Consider the following 24,129-nt stretch of genomic DNA (forward strand, 5'->3'; position numbering starts at 1 on the left):
CGCATCGACCAGCCCCAACATCTGGAGCCATGCTTGAAACATGCTGTGCAACCTGGCTTTCATACTGCTACCTCCTGCCAAGAGCGCTACCGAAACCGCTTTTCCAGCGGACAAACCAAGCTTAGACGATTACGCCGGCCATAGCCTGACGCAAATCATTTCATTCCATTAACTCGGCGGGTGAGCGCTGCCGGCGATACGGGAATACGTCGATCACCTTGCCCTCGCGAATCTGCTCCTGCAGCCCCTGCCAATACGCCGCCTTGTACAGATCACCGTGCAACTGGTTGAACAGCTTGCGGTGCTTGATATCGGCAAACAGGAAGGTCGGAAACTCCTCGGGGAACACGTCATTGGGGCCTACCGAGTACCACGGCTCGCTGGACATCTCGTCCTCCGGGTAACGCGGTGGCGGAATGCGCCGGAAGTTCACCTCGGTCAGGTAGCTGATCTCGTCGTAGTCGTAGAACACCACGCGGCCATGGCGGGTCACGCCAAAGTTCTTCAGCAGCATGTCGCCGGGGAAGATATTGGCCGCCGCCAGTTGCTTGATGGCCAGGCCATAGTCATCCAGCGCATCACGCACCTGGGCCTCGTTGGCCTGCTCCAAGTAGATGTTCAGCGGAGTCATGCGCCGCTCGGTCCAGCAGTGCCGCACCAGCACCATATCGCCCTGCACCTGTACGGTCGAGGGCGCCACCTCCAGCAGTTCGGCCAGGCACTCGGGATCGAACTTCGACAGGGGGAAGCGGAAGTCGGAAAACTCCTGGGTATCGGCCATGCGCCCGACCCGATCGACGCTTTTCACCAGACGGTACTTTTCCACCACCGTGGCCCGATCAACGTTCTTCGACGGCGAGAAGCGGTCCTTGATGATCTTGAACACGGTATTGAAGCCCGGCAGGGTGAACACGCTCATGACCATGCCGCGTACACCGGGCGCCATGATGAAGCGGTCGTCGCAGTTGGCCAGGTGGCTGATCAGCGCCCGGTAGAACTCCGACTTGCCGTGTTTGTAGAAACCGATCGAGGTGTACAGCTCGGCAATGTGCTTGCCTGGCAGGATCTTGCGCAGGAAGCCGATGAATTCGGCCGGATAGCCGACCCGCACCATGAAGTAGGAACGGGTGAAGGAGAAGATGATCGACACTTCCGATTCATCGGTGATCAGGGCGTCGACGCTGATGCCCTGCCCTTCGCGATGAAGGAACGGCAGTACCAGTGGCCACTGTTCGTCGCGGGTGAAGATGCGCCCGACCAAATAGGCGCCCTTGTTGCGGTACAGGCGCGAGCTGAACAGCTCGATGCACAGCTCCGGGTCCTTGCACACCCAGTCCGGCAGATTCTGCCGCAGCTGCGTGAGCAGGTGCTTCTCGTCGCGCTCGCGGTTCTCGTAGGGCACCTCGAACTTGTAGTCGTCGAAGATTTCCGCCATGGCCCGTTCAAGATCGCCGCGCGGGTGATAGCTGCGCACCTGCGGCGCCCGCTCGTTGAGGCGCAACGCCGGGCGGGTGGTGTGGATGAACATGCAGCCATCGCTGATCTGGTCGTGATTGAACAGACCGCAGAAGATCGAGTTGTACCAGGTCTCGGCCAGTTCATCGTCGAAGCGGCTGTCGATCAGGCCGATATAGGCAAACTTGATCAGCGGCCAGCGCTCGATGTCCTGCAGGTCGCCGTTGATGAAACGCTGCTGCAGCGTCTCGATCACCTCACTGACCTTTTCCTCGTAAAGGTTGATCCGCTCAGCCGAGGCCTGCTGGATTTCCTGCCACTGAGCCTGCTCGAAGCGGCGCCGGCCACCATTGGTGATCTGACGGAAATGCTCACGGTAATCATCGAAACCATCGAGTATCGCCTGAGCGATAGCGGCCGCCGCCTGTTGCTGGACCATGAAACTGCCTCTGCGGTTAGAGCGAAAGCCCGAGCTTAGCCAGTGCGCCGCTTCAGGGAAAGCGCGACGAACGGATTGTTGCAGTCACCCATCACCACCAACGCGCCGCTCAAGCCAGCTGCTGTTCGCGCAAATACTGCTCCAGGTAATGGATAAACACCTGCACTTTGTGCGCATGGCGCCTGTGGCTGGGATACACGGCCAGGATATGCGCGCCAAAGGCGTCCGGGTCCACCATCCAATCCGGCAGCAACCGCACCAACCGGCCATCCGCCAGGTAAGGCGCCACACTCCACAGCGGAGCATGCAGGATACCCAGCCCGGCCAGAGCACTGCTCAGCAGCAGATCATAGTTGCCGCTGAGCAGCCGCCCGACCGGCAGTTCCAGACGCCGCACCTCCTCGCCACGACGCAGTTGCCAGATATGCCGGTTGAGCGCCGGATGCCAGTACAGCAGCCAGTCGTGCTCAAGCAGGTTGTCCAGCCGCACCTCCAGCGGCTGACGCGCCAGATAGGCCGGGCTGGCGGCCAGCACGATCTCGTTGCGGCCAATGGGCCTGGCAATCAAACCCGGCAGATCGCAGGCGCCCTCATGCAGGATCAGGTCGTGTCCGCTGCCGAGGATGACCTGATCGTCGTCGCTCAGATCCACTTGCAGGCGCAGCTGCGGATGATCCAGCGCGAAGCGCGCGCACACTTCGCCAAGGAAAGCCGCGCCGAAGCCCAGCGGCGCGGCGATGCGCAGCTCACCATGGAGTTCGCGCTGCAACTGGCCGATCGCCTCACTGGCCTGGCCCAGGCAGGCCAGCGCTTCGCGGGCGGCCTGGGCATACAAGCGCCCGGCCTCGGTCAACTGGATGCGTCGGGTGCTGCGTTCGAACAGGCGCGCCCCCAGCTCGGCTTCAAGCCCGGCGATGGTCTTGGCCACGGCCGAGGGGGTCTTGCCCAACTGCTCGGCGGCACGACTGAAACTGTTCTGCTCCACCACACATACCAGGGTGGTCAGCGCACTGTACTTGTCCACGATTTAATCCCATCAGGAATAAAAGTTATGCCGAGCGCCCGCTTTCGGTACGGCGAAGCATTTCCTTAGTCTGCGGCCAAGCCTAACAAAAACAAGGGATACATCATGCAGCGGGTTCTTCCTACACTTCTTGGCCTGACCATCGCTTGTGCCTCAACGGAAAGCATGGCCAGCGCCGACCTGATCATCACCCATGCCAAGGTCTACACCGCCGAGCCGGGCCAGACCCTGCAGCAGGCGGTCGCCATCGAGGATGGCAAGATTCTCAAGGTCGGCAGCAACAGCGAGATGGAGGCACTGGCTGACGCCAGTACCCAACGCATCAACCTCGCCGGCAAGGTGCTGATGCCGGGGATGATCGACACCCACAGCCACCCGGTCATGGCCGCACTCGACAGCCTGGGTGCCAACCTCTATGACGAGCTGCTGCCGCTGCAGCAGTTCGAACAATGGCTGATTGAGGAAGAAAAGGCCGGCCGTGCCAAACACCAGGGCGTGGTACTGGTCAGTGGCATGAACTCCTCCTACTGGGAGCAGGCAGATGCCCTGGGCAAGCGGTTCAACCAGGGCCGCTGGCAGGATGTACCGGTGGTGCTAAGCGGCATCGACGGCCACACCGGCTGGGCCAACAACGCCATGCTCAAGCGAGTTGGTATCGACGCCGCCATGGTCAAGGCGCAACCGGAGAAAGAGCGCAGCTACATCGGCCACGGTGCCGACTTCACCCCCAACGGCTACCTGGCCGAAACCGCCTGGGATCAGGTGCGCAGCCAGCTGCCGGCCCCGGACGACGAGCTGATGCTCAAGGCGGCGCGCAAGGCGGTGGCGGTCAACAACTCGGTGGGTGTCACCGCGTGGATGGATGCCGCCGCCAACGGCGGAGTCGGCGCCTCGCTGTTCGAGATGCGTCCCACCGAGCAGGATGTGGGCGTGCTGCCGCTGTATCGCAGCCTGTCCGAGAAAGGCGAACTGAGTGCCCACGTCGCCGCCCTGCTGCTGGCGCATCCACAAAGCCAGCCGGCCGACCTGGAGATACAGGCCAAGGTGATGCAGCAGTTCGCCGGTGTGCCGAACCTGACCTTCCCCGGCATCAAGATCTTCACCGACGGCATCATGGAATTCCCCGGCCAGACCGCCGCCGTGCTCGACCCGTTCAAGAACAGCCTCAAGCGCGGTCAACTGCTGATCGACCCTGCCAGTTTCCCCAAACTGGTGGTGGCCGCCGAGAAGCGCGGCTGGATCGTGCACATGCATGCCGTGGGCGACCGCGCGGTACGCGAGGGCCTCAACGCCGTGGCCTATGCCCGCCAGCTCGCACCGGCGCCGGTACCGCACAGCATCAGCCACCTGCAGATGGTCAATCCCAAGGAGTTCCCACGCTTCAAGGAGTTGGGCGTGATTGCCTCCATGCAGCTGCTCTGGGCCACCGCCGAGACCTATACCGAAGAGCTGGTCAAACCCTATGTCAGCGCCATGGCCTACCAGTATCAATACCCGGCCCGCTCACTGAACAAGGCCGGCGCGACCATTGCCGGGGCCAGCGACTGGCCGGTATCCAGCCCCAATCCGTGGAACGCCATCGCCCAGGCCAGCACCCGCAAGGGACCTTTGGGCGTGCTGAATGCCGCCGAGAGTCTCGACCGCCAGAGCATGTTTCAGGCCTACACCCTCAATGCCGCCAAAGCCCTGCGTCTGGAGCAGAGCATCGGTTCCATCGCCCCCGGCAAGCAGGCCGACCTGATCGTGCTCGACCGCGATGTATTCACGGTCAGCGATGCCGAACTGTTCGACACCCAGGTCGTGACAACCTACTTCGCCGGCAAAGCGGTGTACCAGGTCCCTGCCGATAACAGCGTCGCCCAGGCGCAATAACGCCGCCATTGCCGCACCGCCCTGCGCCCAAGCGCAGTGGCCGGCTGCGGCCCTGAATCTGCCGCCACACAACAACCACAACAAGGCTCAACCATGCACGCATGTAAACCACTCATCCTGGCGTTCGCCGCGATCACCTCTAGCCAGCTGGCTCAGGCCATCGAGCTGAGCGATTCACTCAACCTGGCCATCACCCCAGCCCTCGTCAGCGACTACCGCAACAGCGGCATATCGCAAACCCTCGGCGACCCCGCCGCGCAGCTCGACGTCATGCTCAGCCACGCCAGCGGCCTGTACGCCGGGGTGTGGACCAGCAACGTCGAATACGGCTACGACTGGGAAAAGGACGATGACTACGGCACCCGCCAGGAGGTCGACTACTACGCCGGCTACTACTGGCAGATCACCGATGAAATCAGCCTGGACACTTACTACAACAAGTACACCTACCCGGGCGAAGGCCAGTTCAACGGCGCCGATATCTACCTGACCCTGGAGGCCTACGGCTTCTTCATCGGTGGCAAGCACTCCCACGACACGGACGATACCGCCTTCAGTCAGTACCTGGGCTACCGCACCCAGCTGCCGCTGGAGATCGGCCTGGAGCTGCGCGTTGAACAGGTCGACTACAAGGACGAGGTGTTCTGGAATGCCGACTGGACTAAGGGTGAGGAGGACTACAACAACTGGGAGGTCAAACTCAGCCGCGACATGCTCGGCGCCACCTGGGCCCTGAGTTATGTCGACACCAACCTGTCCGACGCCCAGTGCGCCAGCTTTTCCGGCTACGACGACCTGTGCTCGGCCGGTGCGGTGGCCAGCGTCAGTAAATCCTTCTGAAACTGTAACGATCGATTGACGGCCAGTTGGTGATTGCGCCGCCGTTCCGGCGGCGTAAGCTGAGCGCCTCCTTTCAGGAAGCACCCCATGCAACCCGTCGACCTGCTGCGCCTCATCAGTCTTGCCGCCATCTGGGGCGCCAGCTTTCTCTTCATGCGCATCGCCGCCCCTGTGCTGGGTGCCATCCCCACCGCCTTCTTCCGGGTGTCTCTGGCGGCACTCGGCCTGTTTGCCCTGCTTTTGGTGCTGCGCGTGCCGCTGAACTTTCGCGGCAAGCTGCGTGCGACCCTGGCACTCGGTCTGATCAACTCAGGGATTCCGGCCACCTGCTACACCTTTGCTGCCCTGGTGCTGCCGGCCGGCTACTCGGCCATCTTCAACGCCACCACGCCGCTGATGGGCGTGCTGATCGGCGCCCTGTTCTTTCGCGAGGGCCTGACCCTGGGCAAGGGTATCGGGGTATTTCTCGGCCTGTTCGGCGTCGCCCTGCTGACCCGCACCGGGCCTCTGGCCTTCAACCTGGAACTGCTCTGGGGCGCCCTCGCCTGCCTTGGCGCCACCACCTGCTACGGATTTGCCGGTTACCTGGCCCGACGCTGGCTGGACCAGCAGGGCGGACTGGACAGCCGACTGGCATCGTTGGGCAGCATGCTCGGTGCCTGCCTGCTGCTGACACCAATCTTCCTCTGGTCGCTGTGGAGCCAGCCGCCGGCCAGCTGGGGCGGCAGCCGTGAATGGCTGGCCCTGCTGGGCCTGGGCCTGTTGTGCACGGCGTTCGCCTACGTCCTGTACTTCCAGCTGCTGAGCCGCATCGGCCCGCTGAAAGCCATGGCGGTGACCTTCCTGATCCCGCCATTCGGCGTGCTGTGGGGCGTGTTGCTGCTCGACGAGCCGCTGTCCTGGGCCTACCTGTACGGCGGCGCACTGATCGTGGTGGCGCTGTATCTGGTGCTGCGGCCGCAGGCAGCTAACGTCGAGACCTGATCACTCGCCGCAGGGCGGTTCGCCCGGCAATACCGGCGGATGCAAGGTGAGGTCGCGGGACAGCGCCTCGCCGGCATCGCGCTGGACCACCGTCAGCTGTTCGGCCAGCTTGTCGCGTAGGCCAATGACCTCAAGATCGCCCTCGCTGGCCGCCAGATTGAGCCAGGCATAGGCCTGCACCTGATCCTTGGGCAGCCCGTAACCGACCACCTGCAGGGCACCGAGTCGCGCCTGCGCCTCGCTGCTGCCCTGCTGCGACGCGTGCAGCCAGCACTGTGCCGCGCGGCGGTAACGGGCATTGTCGTAGTAGCGCTGGGCCAGGCTCACCGCCGCCGGGCGCGAACCCTGGCGCACCGCGGCCCGCAGCCAGCGCTCACCGTGCTGACCAGTAAGCAGCTCACCCAGGCGAAACTGCGCATCCACCTGCCCGGCAATCGCCGCCTGCTCCAGCAGGTACAGGCCCTGCTCGCGATCACCGCCCTCCAGCGCCTTTAGCCCGCCGAGGTAGTCATCCGTGGCCGAAGCCTGCAACTGGGTACCGAACAGCAGGCCCGCCAACAGCAGGCCAGTACGGGAAAACGCTGATGTCACTGCAGCAGTTCCTGCTCGCTGAACAGGCCGTCAAACAGCATGCTGGACAGGTAGCGTTCGCCCGAATCCGGCAGGATCACCACGATGGTCTTGCCCTGCATCGCAGGCTCAGCGGCCAGTTGCAGCGCCGCCGCCATGGCCGCGCCGCAGGAGATGCCGCAGAGAATGCCCTCTTCCTGCATCAGACGCAGGGCGGTGGCCTTGGACTCGTCGTCGGTCACCTGCACCACGCGATCGACGATCGACAGATCGAGGTTCTTCGGCACGAAGCCGGCGCCGATGCCCTGGATCTTGTGCGGGCTGGGCTTGACCTCATCGCCCGCGAGAGTCTGGCTGATCACCGGCGAGCCGACCGGTTCCACCGCCACCGCGGTGATGGCCTTGCCCATGGTCTTCTTGATGTAGCGGGAAATGCCGGTGATGGTGCCGCCGGTGCCGACCCCGGCCACCAGCACATCGATGGCGCCATCGGTGTCATTCCAGATTTCCGGGCCGGTGGTCTTCTCGTGGATCGCCGGGTTGGCCGGGTTCTCGAACTGCTGCGGCATGAAATACTGCGCCGGGTCGCTGGCAAGGATTTCCTCGGCCTTGGCAATCGCGCCCTTCATGCCCTTGGCCGGCTCGGTCAGCACCAGCTCGGCACCCAGCGCCTTGAGCACCTTGCGCCGCTCCAGGCTCATGGAGGCCGGCATGGTCAGCACCAGTTTGTAGCCCTTGGCGGCGGCGACGAAGGCCAGGCCGATGCCGGTGTTACCGGAGGTCGGCTCGACGATGGTCATGCCCGGCTTGAGCACGCCACGCTGCTCGGCATCCCAGATCAGGTTGGCGCCGATCCGGCATTTGACCGAGTAGCCCGGGTTGCGGCCTTCGATCTTGGCCAGGATGGTCACACCCTGCGGGCCCAGACGGTTGATGCGCACCAGCGGAGTGTTGCCGATGGACTCGGCGTTATTGGCAAAAATGCGGCTCATGGCGAGTTCCTTGCGAAAGGCCGGGAAAGACCACAAGCCTAAGTCGCGTGCCGATTCGAGTCCAGCCGGCAAACGCAAGTTGGGTGACCCGCCATTCAGTGACTGAATGGCCCGTCTGCGTTCACAGCCACCTTGCCCGCGCGTTATAGTCGGCTTTTCCAATACTGTACCGGCCGGTTTCGTTGCCGGCCTTACCGTTCGAGGTTTCCCATGAAGTTCGAAGGCACCCAGTCCTACGTCGCCACCGACGATCTGAAGCTCGCCGTCAACGCCGCCATCACCCTGCAGCGCCCGCTGCTGGTCAAGGGCGAGCCGGGCACCGGCAAGACCATGCTGGCCGAGCAACTGGCCGAGGCCTTCGGCGCCCGCCTGATCACCTGGCACATCAAGTCCACCACCAAGGCTCACCAGGGCCTGTACGAGTACGACGCGGTCAGCCGCCTGCGCGACTCGCAGCTGGACTCGGACAAGGTCCACGACGTCAAGAACTACATCAAGAAAGGCAAGCTGTGGGAGGCCTTCGAGTCCGAGGAGCGGGTCATCCTGCTGATCGACGAGATCGACAAGGCCGACATCGAGTTCCCCAACGACCTGCTGCAGGAACTCGACAAGATGGAGTTCTACGTTTACGAGACCAACGAGACGATCAAGGCCAAGCAGCGCCCGATCATCATCATCACCTCGAACAACGAGAAGGAACTGCCGGACGCCTTCCTGCGTCGCTGCTTCTTCCACTACATCGCCTTCCCCGACCGCGACACCCTGCAACGCATCGTTGACGTGCACTACCCGAAGATCAGCGCCAGCCTGGTTTCCGAGGCGCTGGACGTGTTCTTCGACGTGCGCAAGGTGCCAGGCCTGAAGAAGAAGCCCTCCACCAGCGAGCTGGTCGACTGGCTGAAGCTGCTGATGGCCGACAACATCGGTGAAGCCGTACTGCGCGAGCGCGATCCGACCAAGGCCATCCCGCCGCTGGCCGGTGCCCTGGTAAAGAACGAGCAGGACGTGATGCTGCTGGAGCGTCTGGCCTTCATGTCCCGCCGCGCCGGGCGCTAAGCCGAGCCGGCTGCGCGTCGGCCAGGCAATGCTGAGGAGCGGTTCGAAAGGCTCACTTACAATCGTAAGCTGCGCTTTCTCACCCCTCCTCGCCAGCCTGGCTCCAGCTCGCTCGCCCCTCCCGTGCGAGCAATCGAGTCACAGATTTAACCGAGGGCATGTTCATGCTGCTCAACCTGTTCAATGAAATGCGCGCAGCCAAGGTGCCGGTGTCGGTGCGCGAGCTGCTCGACCTGATCAACGCGTTGAAACACAACGTGGTGTTCGCCGATATGGACGAGTTCTACTACCTCGCCCGGGCGATCCTGGTGAAGGACGAGCGCCACTTCGACAAGTTCGACCGTGCCTTCGGCGCCTACTTCAAGGGCCTGGAGAACCTCAACGAGCACCTTGAAGCGCTGATTCCCGAGGAATGGCTGCGCAAGGAATTCGAGAAACACCTGACCGATGAGGAAAAGGCGCAGATCCAGTCCCTCGGTGGCCTGGACAAGCTGATCGAAGAGTTCAAGAAGCGCCTGGAAGAACAGAAGGAACGCCACGCCGGCGGCAACAAGTGGATCGGCACCGGCGGCACCAGCCCGTTCGGCTCCGGCGGCTACAACCCCGAAGGCATCCGCGTCGGCGACGCCGGCAAGCGCCAGGGCAAGGCCGCCAAGGTGTGGGACCAGCGCGAGTACAAGAACCTCGACGATCAGGTCGAGCTGGGCACGCGCAACATCAAGGTGGCCCTGCGCCGTCTGCGAAAGTTCGCCCGCGAAGGCGCCGCGGAAGAGTTCGACCTGGGCGGCACCATCGACCACACGGCCAAAGACGGCGGCCTGCTGAATATCCAGATGCGTCCGGAGCGGCGCAACACGGTGAAGCTGCTGATCCTCTTCGACATCGGCGGCTCAATGGACGCCCACGTCAAGGTCTGCGAGGAGCTGTTCTCGGCCTGCAAGACCGAGTTCAAGCACCTAGAGTACTTCTACTTCCACAACTTCATCTACGAAAGCGTGTGGAAGAACAACCTGCGCCGCACCAGTGAGCGCTACCCCACCCATGACCTGCTGCACAAGTACGGTCCGGACTGGAAGGTCGTGTTCGTCGGCGACGCCGCCATGGCGCCCTACGAGATCACCCAGGCCGGCGGCAGCGTGGAGCACTGGAACGAGGAAGCCGGCTACGTCTGGATGAAACGCTTCATGGAGAAATACAAGAAGCTCATCTGGATCAACCCCTACCCCAAGAGCAGCTGGGACTACACCGCCTCCACCGGACTGGTGCGCGAGCTGATCAACGACCAGATGCACCCGCTGACCCTGCAGGGCCTGGAAGAAGGCATGCGTTTTCTCTCCAAATAAGCCCTGGGCAGTAACAGCCGAGGCCGCCTTTTCAGGCGGCCTCTTCATTGGCGGGATACGCCCAACCAACCGAAACACAGCTTGTAAAAAATCCGCCGCCCGCCTGCGCGACAACCGCAGGTATGCTTTGGTTCCCTTGGTTTGCAACAGAATCCAATGTCAGCCCTATCGGAACCTCCCAGTTGCCGCTTTCCCTGCAAGGAAAGCCCGCGCAACTCACAACCTCTTCAGTCAGATTCCCCGCGGTCTCTTAGCGATCTGCTAGCGCAGCTTCTGATCCCGCTGGAGCATTTCCCGCGGATCGACCTCGACAGCAGCCGCGCCGCCATGCGCGCGGCGGTCATGCACAGCCCGCCCGGCTACCTGCTGGTGTTCGCCAGCGCCGAAGAAGACTTTCCGCTGGGCTATGTTCATAGAACACCACTGGCCATCGAGCTGCTGACCGGCAACCGCGCCGATGTACAGCGCCTCGTCACCCTGACGCCCTGCCTGCCCATTTCCATCAGCCTTGGCGAGGCCTTGCGCCTACTCGGCCGCAAGCAAGCCGAGCTGGGGATACTCTGTGATCTGCAGGGCGCAGCCCTGGGTTGCTGCACACGCGAATGCCTGCAGCAGCTGGCGCCGGTAAGCGCTGCTCAGCCGTCATCCTGCTGAGCGCACCGGGCAAGACATCGAATACCGAATTAATGAATAGGCAGTGCGCAGAAAACGCACTGGGAGAACAACAATGGAATTTTTTGCCCTGGCCTTGCTGATCATCCTCAATGGCCTGTTCGCCATGTCGGAGATCGCGCTGGTCGCCGCCAGAAAAGCCCGGCTGATGAAGCTCGCGGCCGATGGCGACTCATCGGCCGCCGTGGCTCTGAAACTTGGCGAAGACCCGACCAAGTTTCTTTCGACCATCCAGATCGGCATCACCTCCATCGGCATCCTCAACGGTATCGTCGGTGAGGCCGTGCTGGCTGCGCCCCTGGCTGAATGGCTGAAGTCGCTTGGCGTTGACAGCTCCACAGCCAGTATCGGTGCTACCGCCGGCGTGGTGATCGTGATCACCTATGTTTCCATCGTGATCGGCGAACTGGTGCCCAAGCGCATCGGCCAGCTCAACCCGGAAGCCATCGCCCGTCTGGTTGCCCGGCCGATGGTGACCCTGTCCTTCCTGACCCGCCCGTTCGTGCTGCTGCTGTCCTGGTCGACCCACACCATTCTGCGCATCATGGGCGTGCGTCTGGTCAACAACTCGGGCGTCACCGAAGAAGAAATCCACGCCATGCTCGAAGAAGGCTCGGAGTCCGGCGTCATCGAACAGCATCAGCACGAGATGGTGCGCAATGTGTTCCGTCTGGACGACCGCCAGCTCGGCTCGCTGATGATCCCGCGCTCGGATCTGGTCTATATCGATGTGCGCAAGCCGGCGCAAGAGAACATCCAGCTGATGATCGAATCGGAGCACTCGCGTTTCCCGGTGTGTGACGGCGGCCTGGACAACCTGCTGGGTGTAGTACACGCCAAACAGGCTTTCGCCTGCCTGGCCAAAGGTGAACAACCTGACTTCACCGCCCAGCTGCACCACTGCGTCTACGTGCCGGAAACCCTCACCGGCATGGAGCTACTGGAGCAGTTCCGCGCCAGCGGCATGCAGATGGCATTCGTCATCGACGAGTACGGCGAACTGGAGGGCATCGTCACCCTGCAGGATGTGCTGGAAGCCGTCACCGGCGAGTTCACCCCCAACAATGCCGAAGACGCCTGGGCCGTGCAGCGGCACGACGGCTCATGGCTGCTGGACGGCGCCATCCCCATTCCGGAGATGAAGGATCGCCTGACGCTCAAGAGCGTTCCCGAAGAAGACAAGGGACGCTTCCACACCGTGTCCGGCATGATCATGCTACTTCTGGGACGTGTGCCGGCCACCAGCGACCGGGTGCAATGGGATGGCTGGATGTTCGAAGTGGTCGACATGGACGGCAAACGCATCGACAAGGTCCTGGCCTCCCCGGTCGAAACCAGGGACGACAACCTCGATGACGCTACTCTGCCTTAAAACAGCCGATCGGCAACCGACGTAGGGCTGCCTCAAAAAGCTGAGAGACAACAGGCGCGCGAAATGCTGAGTGGCTTATCCTGTATGCCATGATGGCCTTTTGACAGGAGCACCCGGGTGACGCTGATCAGTACGCTTAAGCGCTCGCTGGATCCGCTGCACGGTTTGAGCGACTCCACGCAGCAGGAGTTTGCCACCTGGTACCAGCAGGCCAAGGTGCCACAGATCCGTTACGTCGCCTTCCTCACCGCCCTGCTGTATCTGGTGTATGCCGCCGTCGAACAGCAAGTGGCCAGTGACCAGCTCACGCTGCGCCTGCTGATCCACGGCTTCGTGGTGCCCGCCACGCTGCTGGCCGTCGGCATCATGAGCTTTTACGCCCAGCTGTACCGGCCGATGCTCGCCCTGCTGATCGCCTCGCCGATCAACGCGACCATCAATCACCTGTATCTCAATAGCCACCACAACGACTTCGCCTACTTCAGTCCCGAGCTCTACCTGATCCTTATCTGGATCTTCGCCATCTCCGGTATGACCCTGCGCCAGTCCGTCCTCACCGGTGGCGCGGCAGCCGTGCTGATTCTTGCGACCACGCTGGGCGACTCGCTGCAACCGGGGCTGCAGCACCTGCACCTGGTATGGACGCTGGCGGCCACATCCTTCGGCCTGCTCAGCGCCTTCATGCTGGAAAAGGTGCACAAGACCATGTTTCTGCAGCAGAGCCAGCTAGCCCTCAGTGCCAGTATTGATGGCCTGACCGGCCTGTGGAACCGCGCCCGCATCGACCAGCTCTTCGCCGAAGAGCTCGCCCGCGCGCAGCGCTACGGCACGGCGTTTTCCGTGATCCTGATCGACATCGACCATTTCAAAAACGTCAACGACACCCATGGCCATGCCGTGGGCGATACAGTCCTGCGGCAGTTCGCCACCCTGCTGCGGCGCAACGTCCGCATGGTCGACAAGGTCGGCCGGCTGGGCGGCGAAGAATTCCTCATCATCCTGCCCGAAGCCGACAGCGAGCAGGCCAGAGCCGCCGCACACACCCTTCAGCAGCGCCTGGAAGCCTTCGACTTCGATACGGTACAACGCAAAACGGCCAGCTTCGGCGTGGCACAGTTTCGTATGGGTGATGACCTGAGCAGCATGCTGGAGCGCGTTGACCGGGCGATGTACAAGGCCAAGGCCAGTGGCCGCAATCGCATAGAGGTGCTGTAACCCGCCGGGGCCGGCGGGTTGCTCTCAGCCGCGCTCGACCATCAGCGGCTGGGCATCGGCCGGGTGCTGGCCGCGGCGCTGATTACGGTCATCACGCGGCGTGACGCCGAAGAAGTTACGGTAGGCACTGGAGAAGTGCGGGCCGGAGGAGAAACCGCAGGACAGACCGATCTGGATGATCGACTTGCTGGTCTGCATCAGCATCTGCCGCGCGCGGTTCAGGCGCAGCTCCAGGTAATACTGGCTGGGCACGCGGTTGAGGTACTGCTTGAAGATGCGCTCCAGCTGGCGGCGCGACACGCAAACATGCTGGGAAATCTCGTCGGTGGTCAGCGGCTCTTCGATGTTGGCTTCCATCAGCAGCACGGCCTGGGTCAGCTTGGGATGGCTGGAACCCAGACGGTTCTGCAGCGGAATGCGCTGGCGCTCGCCGCCTTCGCGGATACGCTCGACCACCAGTTCCTCGCTGACCGCACCGGCCAGTTCAGCGCCGTGATCACGGCTGAGCACGGCCAGCAGCAGGTCGACCACGGTCATGCCGCCACAGGCCGTCAGGCGGTCACGGTCCCAGTCGAACAGATGGTTGGTGGCAATGGCCTTGGGGTAGCGCTCGGCGAACTCGTCCAGCCAGCGCCAGTGCACGGCAGCGCGGTAGCCATCAAGAAGACCCAACTGGGCCAGCGGAAACACCCCGGCGGCAAAGGCACCCAGCACGCAACCACTGCGGGCAGCCTGTTTCAGGGCACTCTGCAGCGCCGGCGGCATGTTCACCGGCGGTTCATCGGCAAACAGGAACAGCCGATCGGTGTGCTCCAGCGTACCGCTCCACGGTACGCCCGGCAGGCGCCAGCCAGTGCCCTCGGCAAAGGGCTCGGCATGCAACAGCTGCAGCTCGTAATGGGCATCGGCATGCACGCGGCGGGCAACCCGCAGCACCTCCTCCGCCAGCGCCAGAGTCATGGGGCGCACGGAGGGCCAAAGCAGAAAGGTGATGCGCTGCGGGGTTGTCATGGTGTGCAAGTCTAGACGCTTATTTCAGGCTGCCGGAAAGGAACTGTTTCAGACGTTCGGACTGCGGATTTGCCAGCACTTCCTTCGGACAGCCAGTTTCCTCCACCAACCCCTTGTGCAGGAATACCAACTGGTTGGACACCTCGCGGGCAAAACCCATTTCGTGGGTCACCACCACCATGGTGCGGCCTTCCTGGGCCAGGTCCTGCATGACCTTGAGTACCTCACCGACCAGTTCGGGATCGAGCGCCGAGGTCGGCTCGTCGAACAGCATCACCTCCGGCTCCATGGCCAGCGCGCGGGCGATGGCCACGCGCTGCTGCTCGCCACCGGACATGTGTCCCGGATAGGCATCCTTGCGGTGCGCCACACCGACCTTGGCCAGGTAGTGCTCAGCCTTGTCGCGGGCCTCGGCCTTGCTCACGCCGAGCACATGCACCGGCGCCTCCATGACGTTGTCCAAGGCGCTCATGTGCGACCACAGGTTGAAGTGCTGGAACACCATCGACAAGCGCGAGCGCATGCGCTGCAGCTGCTTGGCGTCCACCGCCTTGAGCGCACCATCCTTGCCGGGCTTGAGTTTGAGCTCCTCGCCATTGAGCAGGATCTTGCCCGAGTGCGGCTGCTCCAGCAGGTTGATGCAGCGCAGGAAGGTGCTCTTGCCCGAGCCGCTGGAGCCGATGATGCTGATCACGTCGCCCGCCTTGGCCGCCAGGGACACGCCCTTGAGCACTTCATTGCTGCCGTAGCGCTTGTGCAGATCCTGAACTTCGAGTTTGTACATGGTTTTGACTCTCTGGAAGCGAATCAGTCGCTGAGCAAGCGACCCTGACGAATGGGAGTAGCGCCGGCGACCTTGACCAGCCACAGGCCCGGCTGGGCATAACGCAGACGTTCGCGGGCATAGACCACCCCGCTGGTGGTGGCGCGCACGATGCTGTGGCGATCGGCCAGCGGATCGTGCACTTCAAACAGGGCATCACCGGCCGCCACGCGAGCACCAACCGGCTGCAGGTAGCTGACCACGCCGGCATGGGGCGCCAGGGCGTACTGCGCACCCTCGAAGGGCGTGGCGCTGCACACGTCGGCGGGCGCTTCTGGCCAGAGGCCAGCGATCAGGCCCTGCCCGGCGAGGAAGGCGAGAATGGCCTCGGCCTGCGTGGCACAGCGCTCGCCATCGGTATCGAGCATGCCGCCCAGCTCCACCGTGGTGGCAAGGCAGGCCAGCGGCAGGGGTTTGTCGGCAAAACGCCGGGCCAGACGCAGCCAGGGCGTCGAGCAGGACTCATCGAACGAACTGCCACCGGCATCCTCGCAGAGCAGGACAGCGCCAGCCTGCAGGCGTGCCGCCAGCGGCGCCAACTGTTGCCACTGCTGCGGCAGGCTGTACAGGTGCACGGCGGCATCAAAGTCACAGTGCAGGTCCAGCACCACATCGGCATCACAGGCATGCTGCAGGAGCAGGCGCTGCAGACCCTGCAACTCCGACGCCGCGGGCGGCAGGGCAGCCAGCGCCAGGCGCATCTGTTCGCGCACCAGGGCCACGTTGGCGACCGCATCACTGCCCAGCTGTCCGGCCAGTGCCGGGGCGATCAGAGGCTCCAGATCAACGAAGTCACGGTTGAAGTTCTTGCCGGTGGCCAGTTCGAAACGGCCCTGATGATTGGCCAGAAACAGTTGCGCCAGGCCGATGGAATTGGCCACCGGCACCAGTTCGACCACCCCGCGCAACTGTCCGGCCGTTTCCAGCTCGGCAAGACGGCGCTTGAGCTCTACAGCCACGCGCATGCCCGGCAGTTCGTCGGCGTGCAGGCTGGCCTGAATGTAGGCCTTGCGCGCCCCGCTGCCGAAGCGGAACACGCTCAGCCGGCGCTCGCTGCCCAGGCTCGCCCAGGGCAGCAGGTGGTCGATTCTCTGCATGGCCGCGCCCTCAGTGCTTGCGCGGGGCCAGGTAGGCCAGCCAGCGGTGCTCGGCCAGCCGGAACAGGCGCACCAGGATGAAGGTCAGCCCCAGGTAGAACAGGCCGGCGGTAACAAAGGCCTCGAACGGCATGTAGTACTGCGAGTTGACCGTGCGCGCCGCACCGGTGATGTCGACCAGCGTCACCATCGAGGCCAGGCTGGTGGTGTGCAGCATCATGATCACTTCGTTGCTGTACTGCGGCAGTGCCCGGCGCAGCGCCGAAGGCAGCAGGATGCGGCGGTAGAAGGTGAAGCGCGACATGCCCATGGCCTTGGCCGCCTCGATCTCGCCATGGGGCGTGGCCTTGAGGCTGCCGGCCAGAATCTCGGCGGTGTAGGCGCTGGTATTCAAGGCGAAGGCCAGGCAGGCGCACACGGTGGCGCTGCTCAGGTAAGGCCAGAGGAAGCTGGCGCGCACGGCCTCGAACTGGGCCAGGCCGTAATAGATGAGAAACAGCTGGACCATCATCGGCGTGCCGCGGATGACGTAGGTATAGAGCCAGGCCGGGAAATTCACCGCCGCCTGCTTGGAGATGCGCATCAGCGCCAGCGGCACCGCCAGCAGCAGACCGAACGCCAGGGAAATGGCCAGCAGCTTGAGGGTCACCAGCACGCCGCTAAAGTACAGCGGCAGGCTGTCGAGAACCACGTTGTAGTCGAAGATCATCATGCCGCTCCGCTTAGATTTCCACGGCCTTCACACCGGCCGAGTAGCGCTTTTCCAGATAGCGCAGGGCCAGCAGCGAGACGCTGGTGATCAACAGGTAGATGCCCGCCACCGCCAGATAAAAGGTGAACGGCTGGTGGGTGGCATCGGCGGCGTTCTTGGCCTTGAACATCATGTCCTGCAGGCCGACCACCGAGATCAGCGCGGTGGCCTTGGTCAGCACCAGCCAGTTGTTGGTGAAGCCGGGAATGGCCAGGCGGATCATCTGCGGCACCAGAATGCGGAAGAACACCTGCAGGCCGCTCATGCCATAGGCCTGGCCAGCCTCTCCCTGCCCCTTGGGGATGGCCATGAAGGCACCGCGGAAGGTCTCCGACAGGTAGGCGCCGTAGATGAAGCCGAGGGTACCGACACCGGCAATGAACGGGTCGATATCAATGTAATCGTCGTGACCGAGCATCGGTGCCAGGCGGTTCACCATGTCCTGGCCGCCATAGAAGATCAGCAGGATCAGCACCAGATCGGGAATGCCGCGGATTACCGTGGCATAGGCGTCGCCCAGGCCGGACAGCCAGCGCAACGGGGAAATGCGAAAGGCGGCGCCCAGCAGCCCCAGGGCGATGGCTACCGCCATCGAACTCAGCGCCAGCTGCAGGGTCAGCCAGGTGCCATCGATAATCGTGGCGCCGTAACCATTGAGCATGATCAGACTTCCTCATGCAGGGCGCGGGTCGCGCCACTGGAGACATCACGCCGGCACCGGGGATCGCCCGGGTGCCGGCCTGCGCGAGCACGCGGCCCCTCCCGTGGAGGGGCCGCTGCCATTACTCGCCGTAGACGTTGAACTGGAAGTACTTGTCCTGGATGGCCTTGTACTTGCCATTGGCGCGGATGGCGGCGATGGCGGTGTTGAATTTCTCCGCAGTGGCCTTGTCGCCCTTGCGCACGGCGATACCGGCACCGTTACCGAAGTACTTCACGTCGTTGTAGTCCGGGCCCACCAGGGCAAAGCCCTTGCCGGCGTCGGTCTTGAGGAAGCCATCGTCGATGTTGACTACATCGGCCAGGGTGGCATCGACACGACCGGCAGCCAGGTCGAGGAAGATCTCGTTCTGCGAGCTGTAACGGACCACTTCAATACCGGCCGGGGTGAACTGCTCGGTGGCAAAGCGATCGTAGATCGAGGAGCGCTGAACGCCGACTTTCTTGCCCTTGAGATCCACCAGCGGGTCGTTGATCACGGTGCCGGCCTTCATCGCCAGCTTGGCCGGGGTGTGGTAGTACTTGGCGGTGAAGTCCACCGACTTCAGGCGGTCTTCGGTGATGCTCAGCGAGGACAGCACGGCGTCGAACTTGCGCACCTTGAGTGCCGGGATCAGGCCATCGAATTCCTGCTCGATCCACTGGCACTTGACCTTCATTTCTTCGCACAGGGCGTTGCCGATGTCGTAGTCGAAACCGGTGATGGCGCCTTCCGGCGTTTTCATGGCGAAGGGTGGGTAGGCGGCTTCAATGCCAATGCGCAACGGCTTGTCTTCAGCCTGTGCCAGGGGGGCCAGCAGGGCCATGGTCAGTGCGCCGAGCAGTGCAATCTTTTTCATCTTGTGACTCCCGAAATAGGAATGAGCGATTGGCAGTTGAAGCGTGTTCGTCATCTGGCCAGTGTAGAAAGTATCGTCAGCCCTGCCTGCGCAACGCGCAGGCCTGAGCCGCCAGGACGGTGCTCGGCATTCTAGCGACGGTGCAAAGGGGGTTATTTCCTGGATGCGACAACAAATTACAGAAGGCAGGTACGGCGCGGGATAGACCCTTGACAGGGTAGGCGAAAAATGACCGAACGGACAGATTTCAAAACCTGTCAATCATTCAATTCCCAGGCCAACTTGATCCGACTGACGGTAAGCCCCGGCACAGAGCCATCGTGCTGGCAGCCCCCAGCCGCGCGGGCGGAAGATGATGGGTGCTCACGCCCCATCCGGGTGCCGAGCGTTACCCCTTGCACCGTTACCCTTCGCACACAATGAACAAGGCCCGCACGACGATTGCCGGGCGGGCCGAGTAGACGCCCCGGCTTGTGGCTGGGGCGCTGCGGTCAAGAGAGGCTTACGCCGCCTGCATGCCGCGATGGGTGTCGATCAGGTGTTGCACCACACTGGGGTCGGCCAGGGTGGAAATGTCGCCGAGCGAGTCGTATTCGGCGACGGCGATCTTGCGCAGGATGCGGCGCATGATCTTGCCCGAGCGGGTCTTCGGCAATCCCGGAGCCCACTGGATGACATCAGGCGAGGCGATCGGGCCGATCTCCTTGCGTACCCAATTGCGCAGTTCCTGACGCAGCGCCTCGTTGGGCTCTTCGCCGCTGTTCAGGGTGACGTAGACATAGATGCCCTGCCCCTTGATGTCGTGCGGCATGCCGACCACGGCGGCCTCGGCGACCTTCGGGTGGGCGACCATGGCGCTTTCGATCTCGGCAGTACCCATGCGGTGGCCGGAAACGTTGAGCACGTCATCCACGCGACCGGTGATCCAGTAGTAGCCGTCCTCGTCGCGACGGGCGCCGTCACCGGTGAAGTACATGCCCTTGAAGGTCTTGAAGTAAGTGTCGACATAGCGGTCGTGGTCGCCGTACAGGGTACGGGCCTGGCCCGGCCAGGAATCGATGATCACCAGGTTGCCCTCGGTGGCACCGTCCAGCAGGTTGCCCAGGTTGTCCACCAGTGCCGGCTGCACGCCGAAGAACGGACGGGTGGCCGAACCCGGCTTGAGCGCGGTGGCACCCGGCAGCGGGCTGATCAGGATGCCGCCGGTTTCGGTCTGCCACCAGGTGTCGACGATCGGGCAGCGGCCCTGCCCCACGGCATCGTGGTACCAGTGCCAGGCTTCCGGGTTGATCGGTTCACCCACCGAGCCGAGCAGGCGCAGGCTGGAGCCGTCGGCACCCTCCACCGCGGCACGGCCTTCGGCCATCATGGCGCGGATCGCGGTCGGCGCGGTGTAGAGGATATTGACCTTGTGCTTGTCGATGATCTTCTGCACGCGGGTCACGTCCGGGTAGTTCGGCACGCCCTCGAACAGCAGGGTGGTGGCACCGTTGGCCAGCGGGCCGTAAACGATGTAGCTGTGACCGGTGACCCAGCCCACGTCGGCTGTGCACCAGTAGACCTCACCCGGCTTGTAGTCGAACACGTACTCGTGGGTCATGGCCGCGTAGACCAAGTAGCCTCCAGTGGTGTGCAGCACGCCCTTGGGTTTGCCGGTGGAGCCGGAGGTATAGAGGATGAACAGCGCCTCCTCGGCGCCCATTTCCTTCGGCGCACAGGTGCTGGACGCGACCTTCATCAGGTCCTCGTACCAGACGTCGCGGTGGCCGTGCCACTTGATGTCGCCTCCGGTGCGCTTGACCACCACGATCTTCTGCACGCTGGCGGTTTCCGGGTTGGTCAGCGCCTCGTCGACGTTGGCCTTGAGCGGGGTCTTCTTACCGCCGCGAACGCCTTCATCGGCGGTGATCACGATCTTCGACTGGCAGTCGATGATGCGCCCAGCCAGGGCCTCCGGCGAGAAGCCGCCGAACACCACCGAGTGGATGGCGCCGATACGGGTACAGGCGAGCATGGCCACCACGGCTTCGGGGATCATCGGCATGTAGATGGTCACCACATCGCCGCGGTGCACGTCCTGGCCACGCAGGGCATTGGCGAACTTGCACACCTGCTCGTGCAGCTGGCGGTAGGTGATTTCCTGATGTTCGGACGGATCGTCGCCTTCCCAGAGAATGGCGATCTGGTCGCCGCGGGTTTCCAGGTGGCGATCCAGGCAGTTGGCCGAGACGTTCAGGGTGCCGTCGGCGAACCACTTGATATCGACATGGTGGTCGTCGAAGGAGGTCTGCTTGACCTTGGTGAAGGGGGTGATCCAGTCGAGACGCTTGGCCTGCTCGCGCCAGAAGCCATCCGGGTTGATGATCGACTGCTGATACATGGCCTTGTAGCGGGCATCATCCACCAGGGACTGGGCCGCCACTTCCGGGCGAACGGGATAGAGGTTGGCAGTGCTCATGGTGGTGTCCTCGGAATCGGTTGCTGGGTCTGTGTCGACTTTGTACCGCTGCCCTCACTCCCCAGCCATTCGACCATGGTCTTACCGCAACAGAACCATGGTCCAGGCAGCAATGGCTCGATCTTGAGCGGCCGCGCAAAAAAAATGGCGGCCACTTTGGCCGCCAACTCGGGTACTCCAGGGAAGCACCACAATCACACGCGTCTTGGGGTAACACATCACTCGGGAACCAGTATTAGCCGCATCGGTGAAGCTTGCCATTCGACCAAGGTCGCGTCCGACCAGAGGCCATCACCGACCGACCAGCGCGCGGTCAGAAATCCACCCTGCCCCGCCCGGCCTTGATCGCGCCGCGCTTCTGCTTGCCGTCCAGGCGCCGCTGCTGCGAGCCCCGGGTGGGTTTGGTCGGACGCCGCGGCTTGTCGCTATGGCCGGCCACCTGCAGCAGTTCGAGCAGGCGCTGCAGAGCATCGGCGCGATTCTGCAGCTGGGTTCGGTATTGCTGGGCCTTGATGATCACCACGCCCTCGGCCGTGATGCGCGCATCGCGCAGCTCCAGCAGACGCTGCTTGTAGAAGGGCGGCAACGACGAGGCCTGGCTGTCAAAACGCAGGTGCATGGCGCTGGACAGTTTATTGACGTTCTGTCCGCCGGCGCCCTGGGCACGAATGGCGGTCAGCTCGATTTCATCGAGCGGCAGGTGCACGGAACGGGTGACTTCAAGCATGACCAACGCTCACAACGAAAGGCCGCCAGCTTAGCCGCCAAAGGCCTACCGGGACAGCCTGAAGGATTCGACTAGTCTTGTTCAGACAGTCAACGCACAGGGAGTCCGCTTAATGACCCTGCAACAGAAAATGATCCTCAGTGGTGTCATCAGCGTGCTAGCAGCCGTCGGTCTGGGTGGCATCGGCTACTGGGGGCAAACGCAGATGGCCACGGCCCTGGCGCAGAATCAACTGAGCCTGCAGGCCATGCGCAACCATCTGGAAGGCGACATGATGCATGACGGCCTGCGCGCCGACGTACTCAATGCCTTCGTCGTCGACAGCAGCGACAGCGCGGCCGTCAGCCAGTTGCGCAGCGAGCTCCGCGAGCACAGTGAGTGGTTCCAGCGCAGCCTGGAGGAAAACGCCAAGCTGCCGCTGGGGCCTGAAGTCAGCGCCGCCATTGCCGCCTCGCGCCCTGCGCTGGACGCTTATATCCGCGACGCACAGCAGGTGGCTGAACTGGCGCTCAGGGATCGCCAGGCCGCTCTTCAGGCACTGCCCAGGTTTGCAGCCAGCTTCAGCGAACTGGAAGAGAAGAACGAGGCGCTCAGCGAGCTGATCGAGCAGATGGCCCAGAGTAACCACACACAAGCCGAAGCCAGCAGTTCCCGGGCCAACTGGCTGCTGGTGATCGGCATCTTCGCCATTGCCGGCCTGCTTGCCCTACTCACCCAGCAACTGTTGCGCGCCGTGCTGCGCCCGCTGCTCAAGGCGGTCAGCGTGGCCCAGGCCATTGCCGGGGGCAACCTGGGCAATCGGATCGAAGTGGAAAGCCAGGACGAGGCCGGGCAGCTGCAGCAGGCGCTGATCGACATGCAGAACAATCTGCGCCAGATGATCGACACCATTCGCCATGAAAGCAGTCAGTTGCACAACACTGCCGTGCACCTCAACCGGACCTCGCAGAACATCGTCGACGGCGCCAGCGAGCAGGCCGACAGTGCCACCAACGTGGCCGCAGCCATGGAGCAGATGATCCACAACATCCAACAGGTGGCCGAACATGCCCGCAATGCCCAGGGCATCTCGGCGCAATCGGAACAGCTGGCCAGCAGTGGCGGTCAGGTCATCCTCGATGTGGTCGACGGCATGAGCCGCATTGCCGAGGCCGTCAACCAGTCCTCCAGCACCATCAGCGTGCTCGGCCAATCCTCCGAGGAAATCCACTCGATCATCCAGGTGATCAACAGCATCGCCGAACAGACCAACCTGCTCGCACTCAATGCCGCCATTGAGGCGGCGCGCGCCGGTGAGGCCGGTCGCGGCTTTGCCGTGGTGGCCGATGAGGTACGCAACCTGGCGGCGCGCACCTCGCAATCGACCCAGGAAATCACCCAGATGATCGAGCGCATCCGCAGTAGCACCGAGCAGGCCGTGAGCAGCATGGCTACTGGCGTCGAGCGGGTCAGCAGCGGCGTCGACCTGGCGCAGCAGGCCGGTGCCTCGATCAACCAGATACGCCATGGCGCGCAACGTGCCGCTTCGATGGTCGAGGAGATTTCCAGCACCATCGCCGAGCAGAGCAAGGCCAGCAACGAAGTGGCCTTGCGCGTCGAGCAGATCAGTGTGGTCGCACAACGCAACCATGCCTCGATTCACCAGCTGGCAGCCGCCACCGAGCAGATGGAGTCGGTGGTCAGCGCCATGCAGAGTTCGGTCGCCCGTTTCCGCCTGTAACGCGCTGCTCCGAATAGATCTTGCGGAAACCGCAGCGACCTAGTCGGAGCAACGCCATTCATGCCTGCGACGTACTTCACGACCCAGACATTTTCATTCTTTCGATCCATACCCGGGGTTAATCCACCGCAGTAACGTGACAGCCGGCG

The 24,129-nt window shown here is 63.2% G+C and carries 21 protein-coding genes and 1 pseudogene; 10 read left to right on the forward strand and 12 right to left on the reverse strand.

Annotation, left to right across the window (positions count from 1 at the left end; all coding sequences use genetic code 11):
- Positions 1-160: 160 nt before the first annotated feature.
- Together aceK and HNP49_RS06535 are read right to left on the reverse strand one after the other, a co-directional pair.
- Positions 161-1,894 (reverse strand): bifunctional isocitrate dehydrogenase kinase/phosphatase, encoded by a 1,734-nt coding sequence (gene aceK / locus HNP49_RS06530; protein WP_184681681.1) that lies wholly within the window; start codon positions 1,892-1,894, stop codon positions 161-163.
- Positions 1,895-2,003: 109 nt separating this feature from the next.
- Complete coding sequence (locus tag HNP49_RS06535; protein ID WP_184681683.1) at positions 2,004-2,918, reverse strand: LysR family transcriptional regulator; 915 nt, start codon at positions 2,916-2,918, stop codon at positions 2,004-2,006.
- A 105-nt stretch (positions 2,919-3,023) separates the two neighbouring features.
- Between HNP49_RS06535 and HNP49_RS06540 the strand changes: the two genes are divergently transcribed.
- From HNP49_RS06540 to HNP49_RS06550, 3 genes are all read left to right on the forward strand, one after another.
- Positions 3,024-4,790 carry an amidohydrolase gene (locus HNP49_RS06540; RefSeq protein WP_184681684.1) on the forward strand — a complete coding sequence of 589 codons (1,767 nt, stop codon included), beginning with the start codon at positions 3,024-3,026 and terminating at the stop codon, positions 4,788-4,790.
- 93 nt (positions 4,791-4,883) lie between these two features.
- Complete coding sequence (locus tag HNP49_RS06545) at positions 4,884-5,630, forward strand: TorF family putative porin (protein ID WP_184681686.1); 747 nt, start codon at positions 4,884-4,886, stop codon at positions 5,628-5,630.
- Between the two features lie 87 nt (positions 5,631-5,717).
- Positions 5,718-6,614: a DMT family transporter gene (locus HNP49_RS06550; RefSeq protein ID WP_184681688.1), complete on the forward strand. Its 897-nt coding sequence runs from the start codon at positions 5,718-5,720 to the stop codon at positions 6,612-6,614.
- Here the strand turns inward: HNP49_RS06550 and HNP49_RS06555 are convergent, their stop codons facing one another.
- Positions 6,615-7,205 (reverse strand): tetratricopeptide repeat protein, encoded by a 591-nt coding sequence (locus HNP49_RS06555; protein WP_184681690.1) that lies wholly within the window; start codon positions 7,203-7,205, stop codon positions 6,615-6,617.
- A complete protein-coding gene (gene cysK / locus HNP49_RS06560) occupies positions 7,202-8,176 on the reverse strand; it encodes a cysteine synthase A (protein WP_184681692.1) in 975 nt (324 codons plus the stop codon). The genes HNP49_RS06555 and cysK overlap by 4 nt, the downstream gene beginning before the upstream one ends.
- A gap of 210 nt (positions 8,177-8,386) precedes the next feature.
- On the opposite strand from cysK, the gene HNP49_RS06565 reads away from it, so the two are divergent.
- The 5 genes from HNP49_RS06565 to HNP49_RS06585 all read left to right on the forward strand — a co-directional run bounded on the left by HNP49_RS06565 (position 8,387) and on the right by HNP49_RS06585 (position 13,834).
- Positions 8,387-9,232 carry a MoxR family ATPase gene (locus HNP49_RS06565; RefSeq protein WP_184681694.1) on the forward strand — a complete coding sequence of 282 codons (846 nt, stop codon included), beginning with the start codon at positions 8,387-8,389 and terminating at the stop codon, positions 9,230-9,232.
- Positions 9,233-9,396: 164 nt separating this feature from the next.
- Complete coding sequence (locus tag HNP49_RS06570; RefSeq protein WP_184681695.1) at positions 9,397-10,575, forward strand: VWA domain-containing protein; 1,179 nt, start codon at positions 9,397-9,399, stop codon at positions 10,573-10,575.
- Between the two features lie 327 nt (positions 10,576-10,902).
- Positions 10,903-11,229: a hypothetical protein gene (locus HNP49_RS06575; RefSeq protein ID WP_184681697.1), complete on the forward strand. Its 327-nt coding sequence runs from the start codon at positions 10,903-10,905 to the stop codon at positions 11,227-11,229.
- Between the two features lie 73 nt (positions 11,230-11,302).
- Positions 11,303-12,619 (forward strand): hemolysin family protein, encoded by a 1,317-nt coding sequence (locus tag HNP49_RS06580; protein WP_184681699.1) that lies wholly within the window; start codon positions 11,303-11,305, stop codon positions 12,617-12,619.
- 117 nt (positions 12,620-12,736) lie between these two features.
- Positions 12,737-13,834 carry a GGDEF domain-containing protein gene (locus HNP49_RS06585; RefSeq protein WP_311772076.1) on the forward strand — a complete coding sequence of 366 codons (1,098 nt, stop codon included), beginning with the start codon at positions 12,737-12,739 and terminating at the stop codon, positions 13,832-13,834.
- A gap of 24 nt (positions 13,835-13,858) precedes the next feature.
- Here HNP49_RS06585 and HNP49_RS06590 read toward each other — a convergent pair whose 3' ends face one another.
- The 8 genes from HNP49_RS06590 to arfB all read right to left on the reverse strand — a co-directional run bounded on the left by HNP49_RS06590 (position 13,859) and on the right by arfB (position 22,260).
- Positions 13,859-14,845: a GlxA family transcriptional regulator gene (locus HNP49_RS06590; RefSeq protein ID WP_184681701.1), complete on the reverse strand. Its 987-nt coding sequence runs from the start codon at positions 14,843-14,845 to the stop codon at positions 13,859-13,861.
- 19 nt (positions 14,846-14,864) lie between these two features.
- Positions 14,865-15,629, reverse strand: coding sequence for an ABC transporter ATP-binding protein (locus HNP49_RS06595; protein WP_184681702.1), 765 nt, complete (start codon positions 15,627-15,629; stop codon positions 14,865-14,867).
- A 23-nt stretch (positions 15,630-15,652) separates the two neighbouring features.
- Positions 15,653-16,765: a succinylglutamate desuccinylase/aspartoacylase family protein gene (locus HNP49_RS06600; protein ID WP_184681704.1), complete on the reverse strand. Its 1,113-nt coding sequence runs from the start codon at positions 16,763-16,765 to the stop codon at positions 15,653-15,655.
- A 10-nt stretch (positions 16,766-16,775) separates the two neighbouring features.
- Complete coding sequence (locus HNP49_RS06605) at positions 16,776-17,474, reverse strand: ABC transporter permease (protein ID WP_184682516.1); 699 nt, start codon at positions 17,472-17,474, stop codon at positions 16,776-16,778.
- Positions 17,475-17,487: 13 nt separating this feature from the next.
- The gene (locus tag HNP49_RS06610) at positions 17,488-18,177 is read right to left on the reverse strand and encodes an ABC transporter permease (RefSeq protein ID WP_184681706.1); all 690 of its coding nucleotides are present in this window, start codon (positions 18,175-18,177) and stop codon (positions 17,488-17,490) included.
- 121 nt (positions 18,178-18,298) lie between these two features.
- Positions 18,299-19,075 carry an ABC transporter substrate-binding protein gene (locus HNP49_RS06615; RefSeq protein WP_184681707.1) on the reverse strand — a complete coding sequence of 259 codons (777 nt, stop codon included), beginning with the start codon at positions 19,073-19,075 and terminating at the stop codon, positions 18,299-18,301.
- A 502-nt stretch (positions 19,076-19,577) separates the two neighbouring features.
- The gene (gene acs, locus HNP49_RS06620) at positions 19,578-21,533 is read right to left on the reverse strand and encodes an acetate--CoA ligase (protein WP_184681709.1); all 1,956 of its coding nucleotides are present in this window, start codon (positions 21,531-21,533) and stop codon (positions 19,578-19,580) included.
- Positions 21,534-21,846: 313 nt separating this feature from the next.
- Positions 21,847-22,260, reverse strand: a complete 414-nt coding sequence (gene arfB / locus HNP49_RS06625; RefSeq protein WP_184681711.1) for an alternative ribosome rescue aminoacyl-tRNA hydrolase ArfB — start codon at positions 22,258-22,260, stop codon at positions 21,847-21,849.
- A gap of 112 nt (positions 22,261-22,372) precedes the next feature.
- Here arfB and HNP49_RS18960 point away from each other — a divergent pair.
- Together HNP49_RS18960 and HNP49_RS18965 are read left to right on the forward strand one after the other, a co-directional pair.
- Positions 22,373-23,125, forward strand: a pseudogene (locus HNP49_RS18960) (HAMP domain-containing protein); the annotation flags it as partial.
- 141 nt (positions 23,126-23,266) lie between these two features.
- A complete protein-coding gene (locus HNP49_RS18965) occupies positions 23,267-23,980 on the forward strand; it encodes a methyl-accepting chemotaxis protein (RefSeq protein ID WP_409372534.1) in 714 nt (237 codons plus the stop codon).
- Positions 23,981-24,129 lie beyond the last annotated feature (149 nt).

This window comes from Pseudomonas fluvialis (assembly GCF_014207935.1).
Taxonomy (GTDB): Bacteria; Pseudomonadota; Gammaproteobacteria; order Pseudomonadales; family Pseudomonadaceae; genus Aquipseudomonas; species Aquipseudomonas fluvialis_A.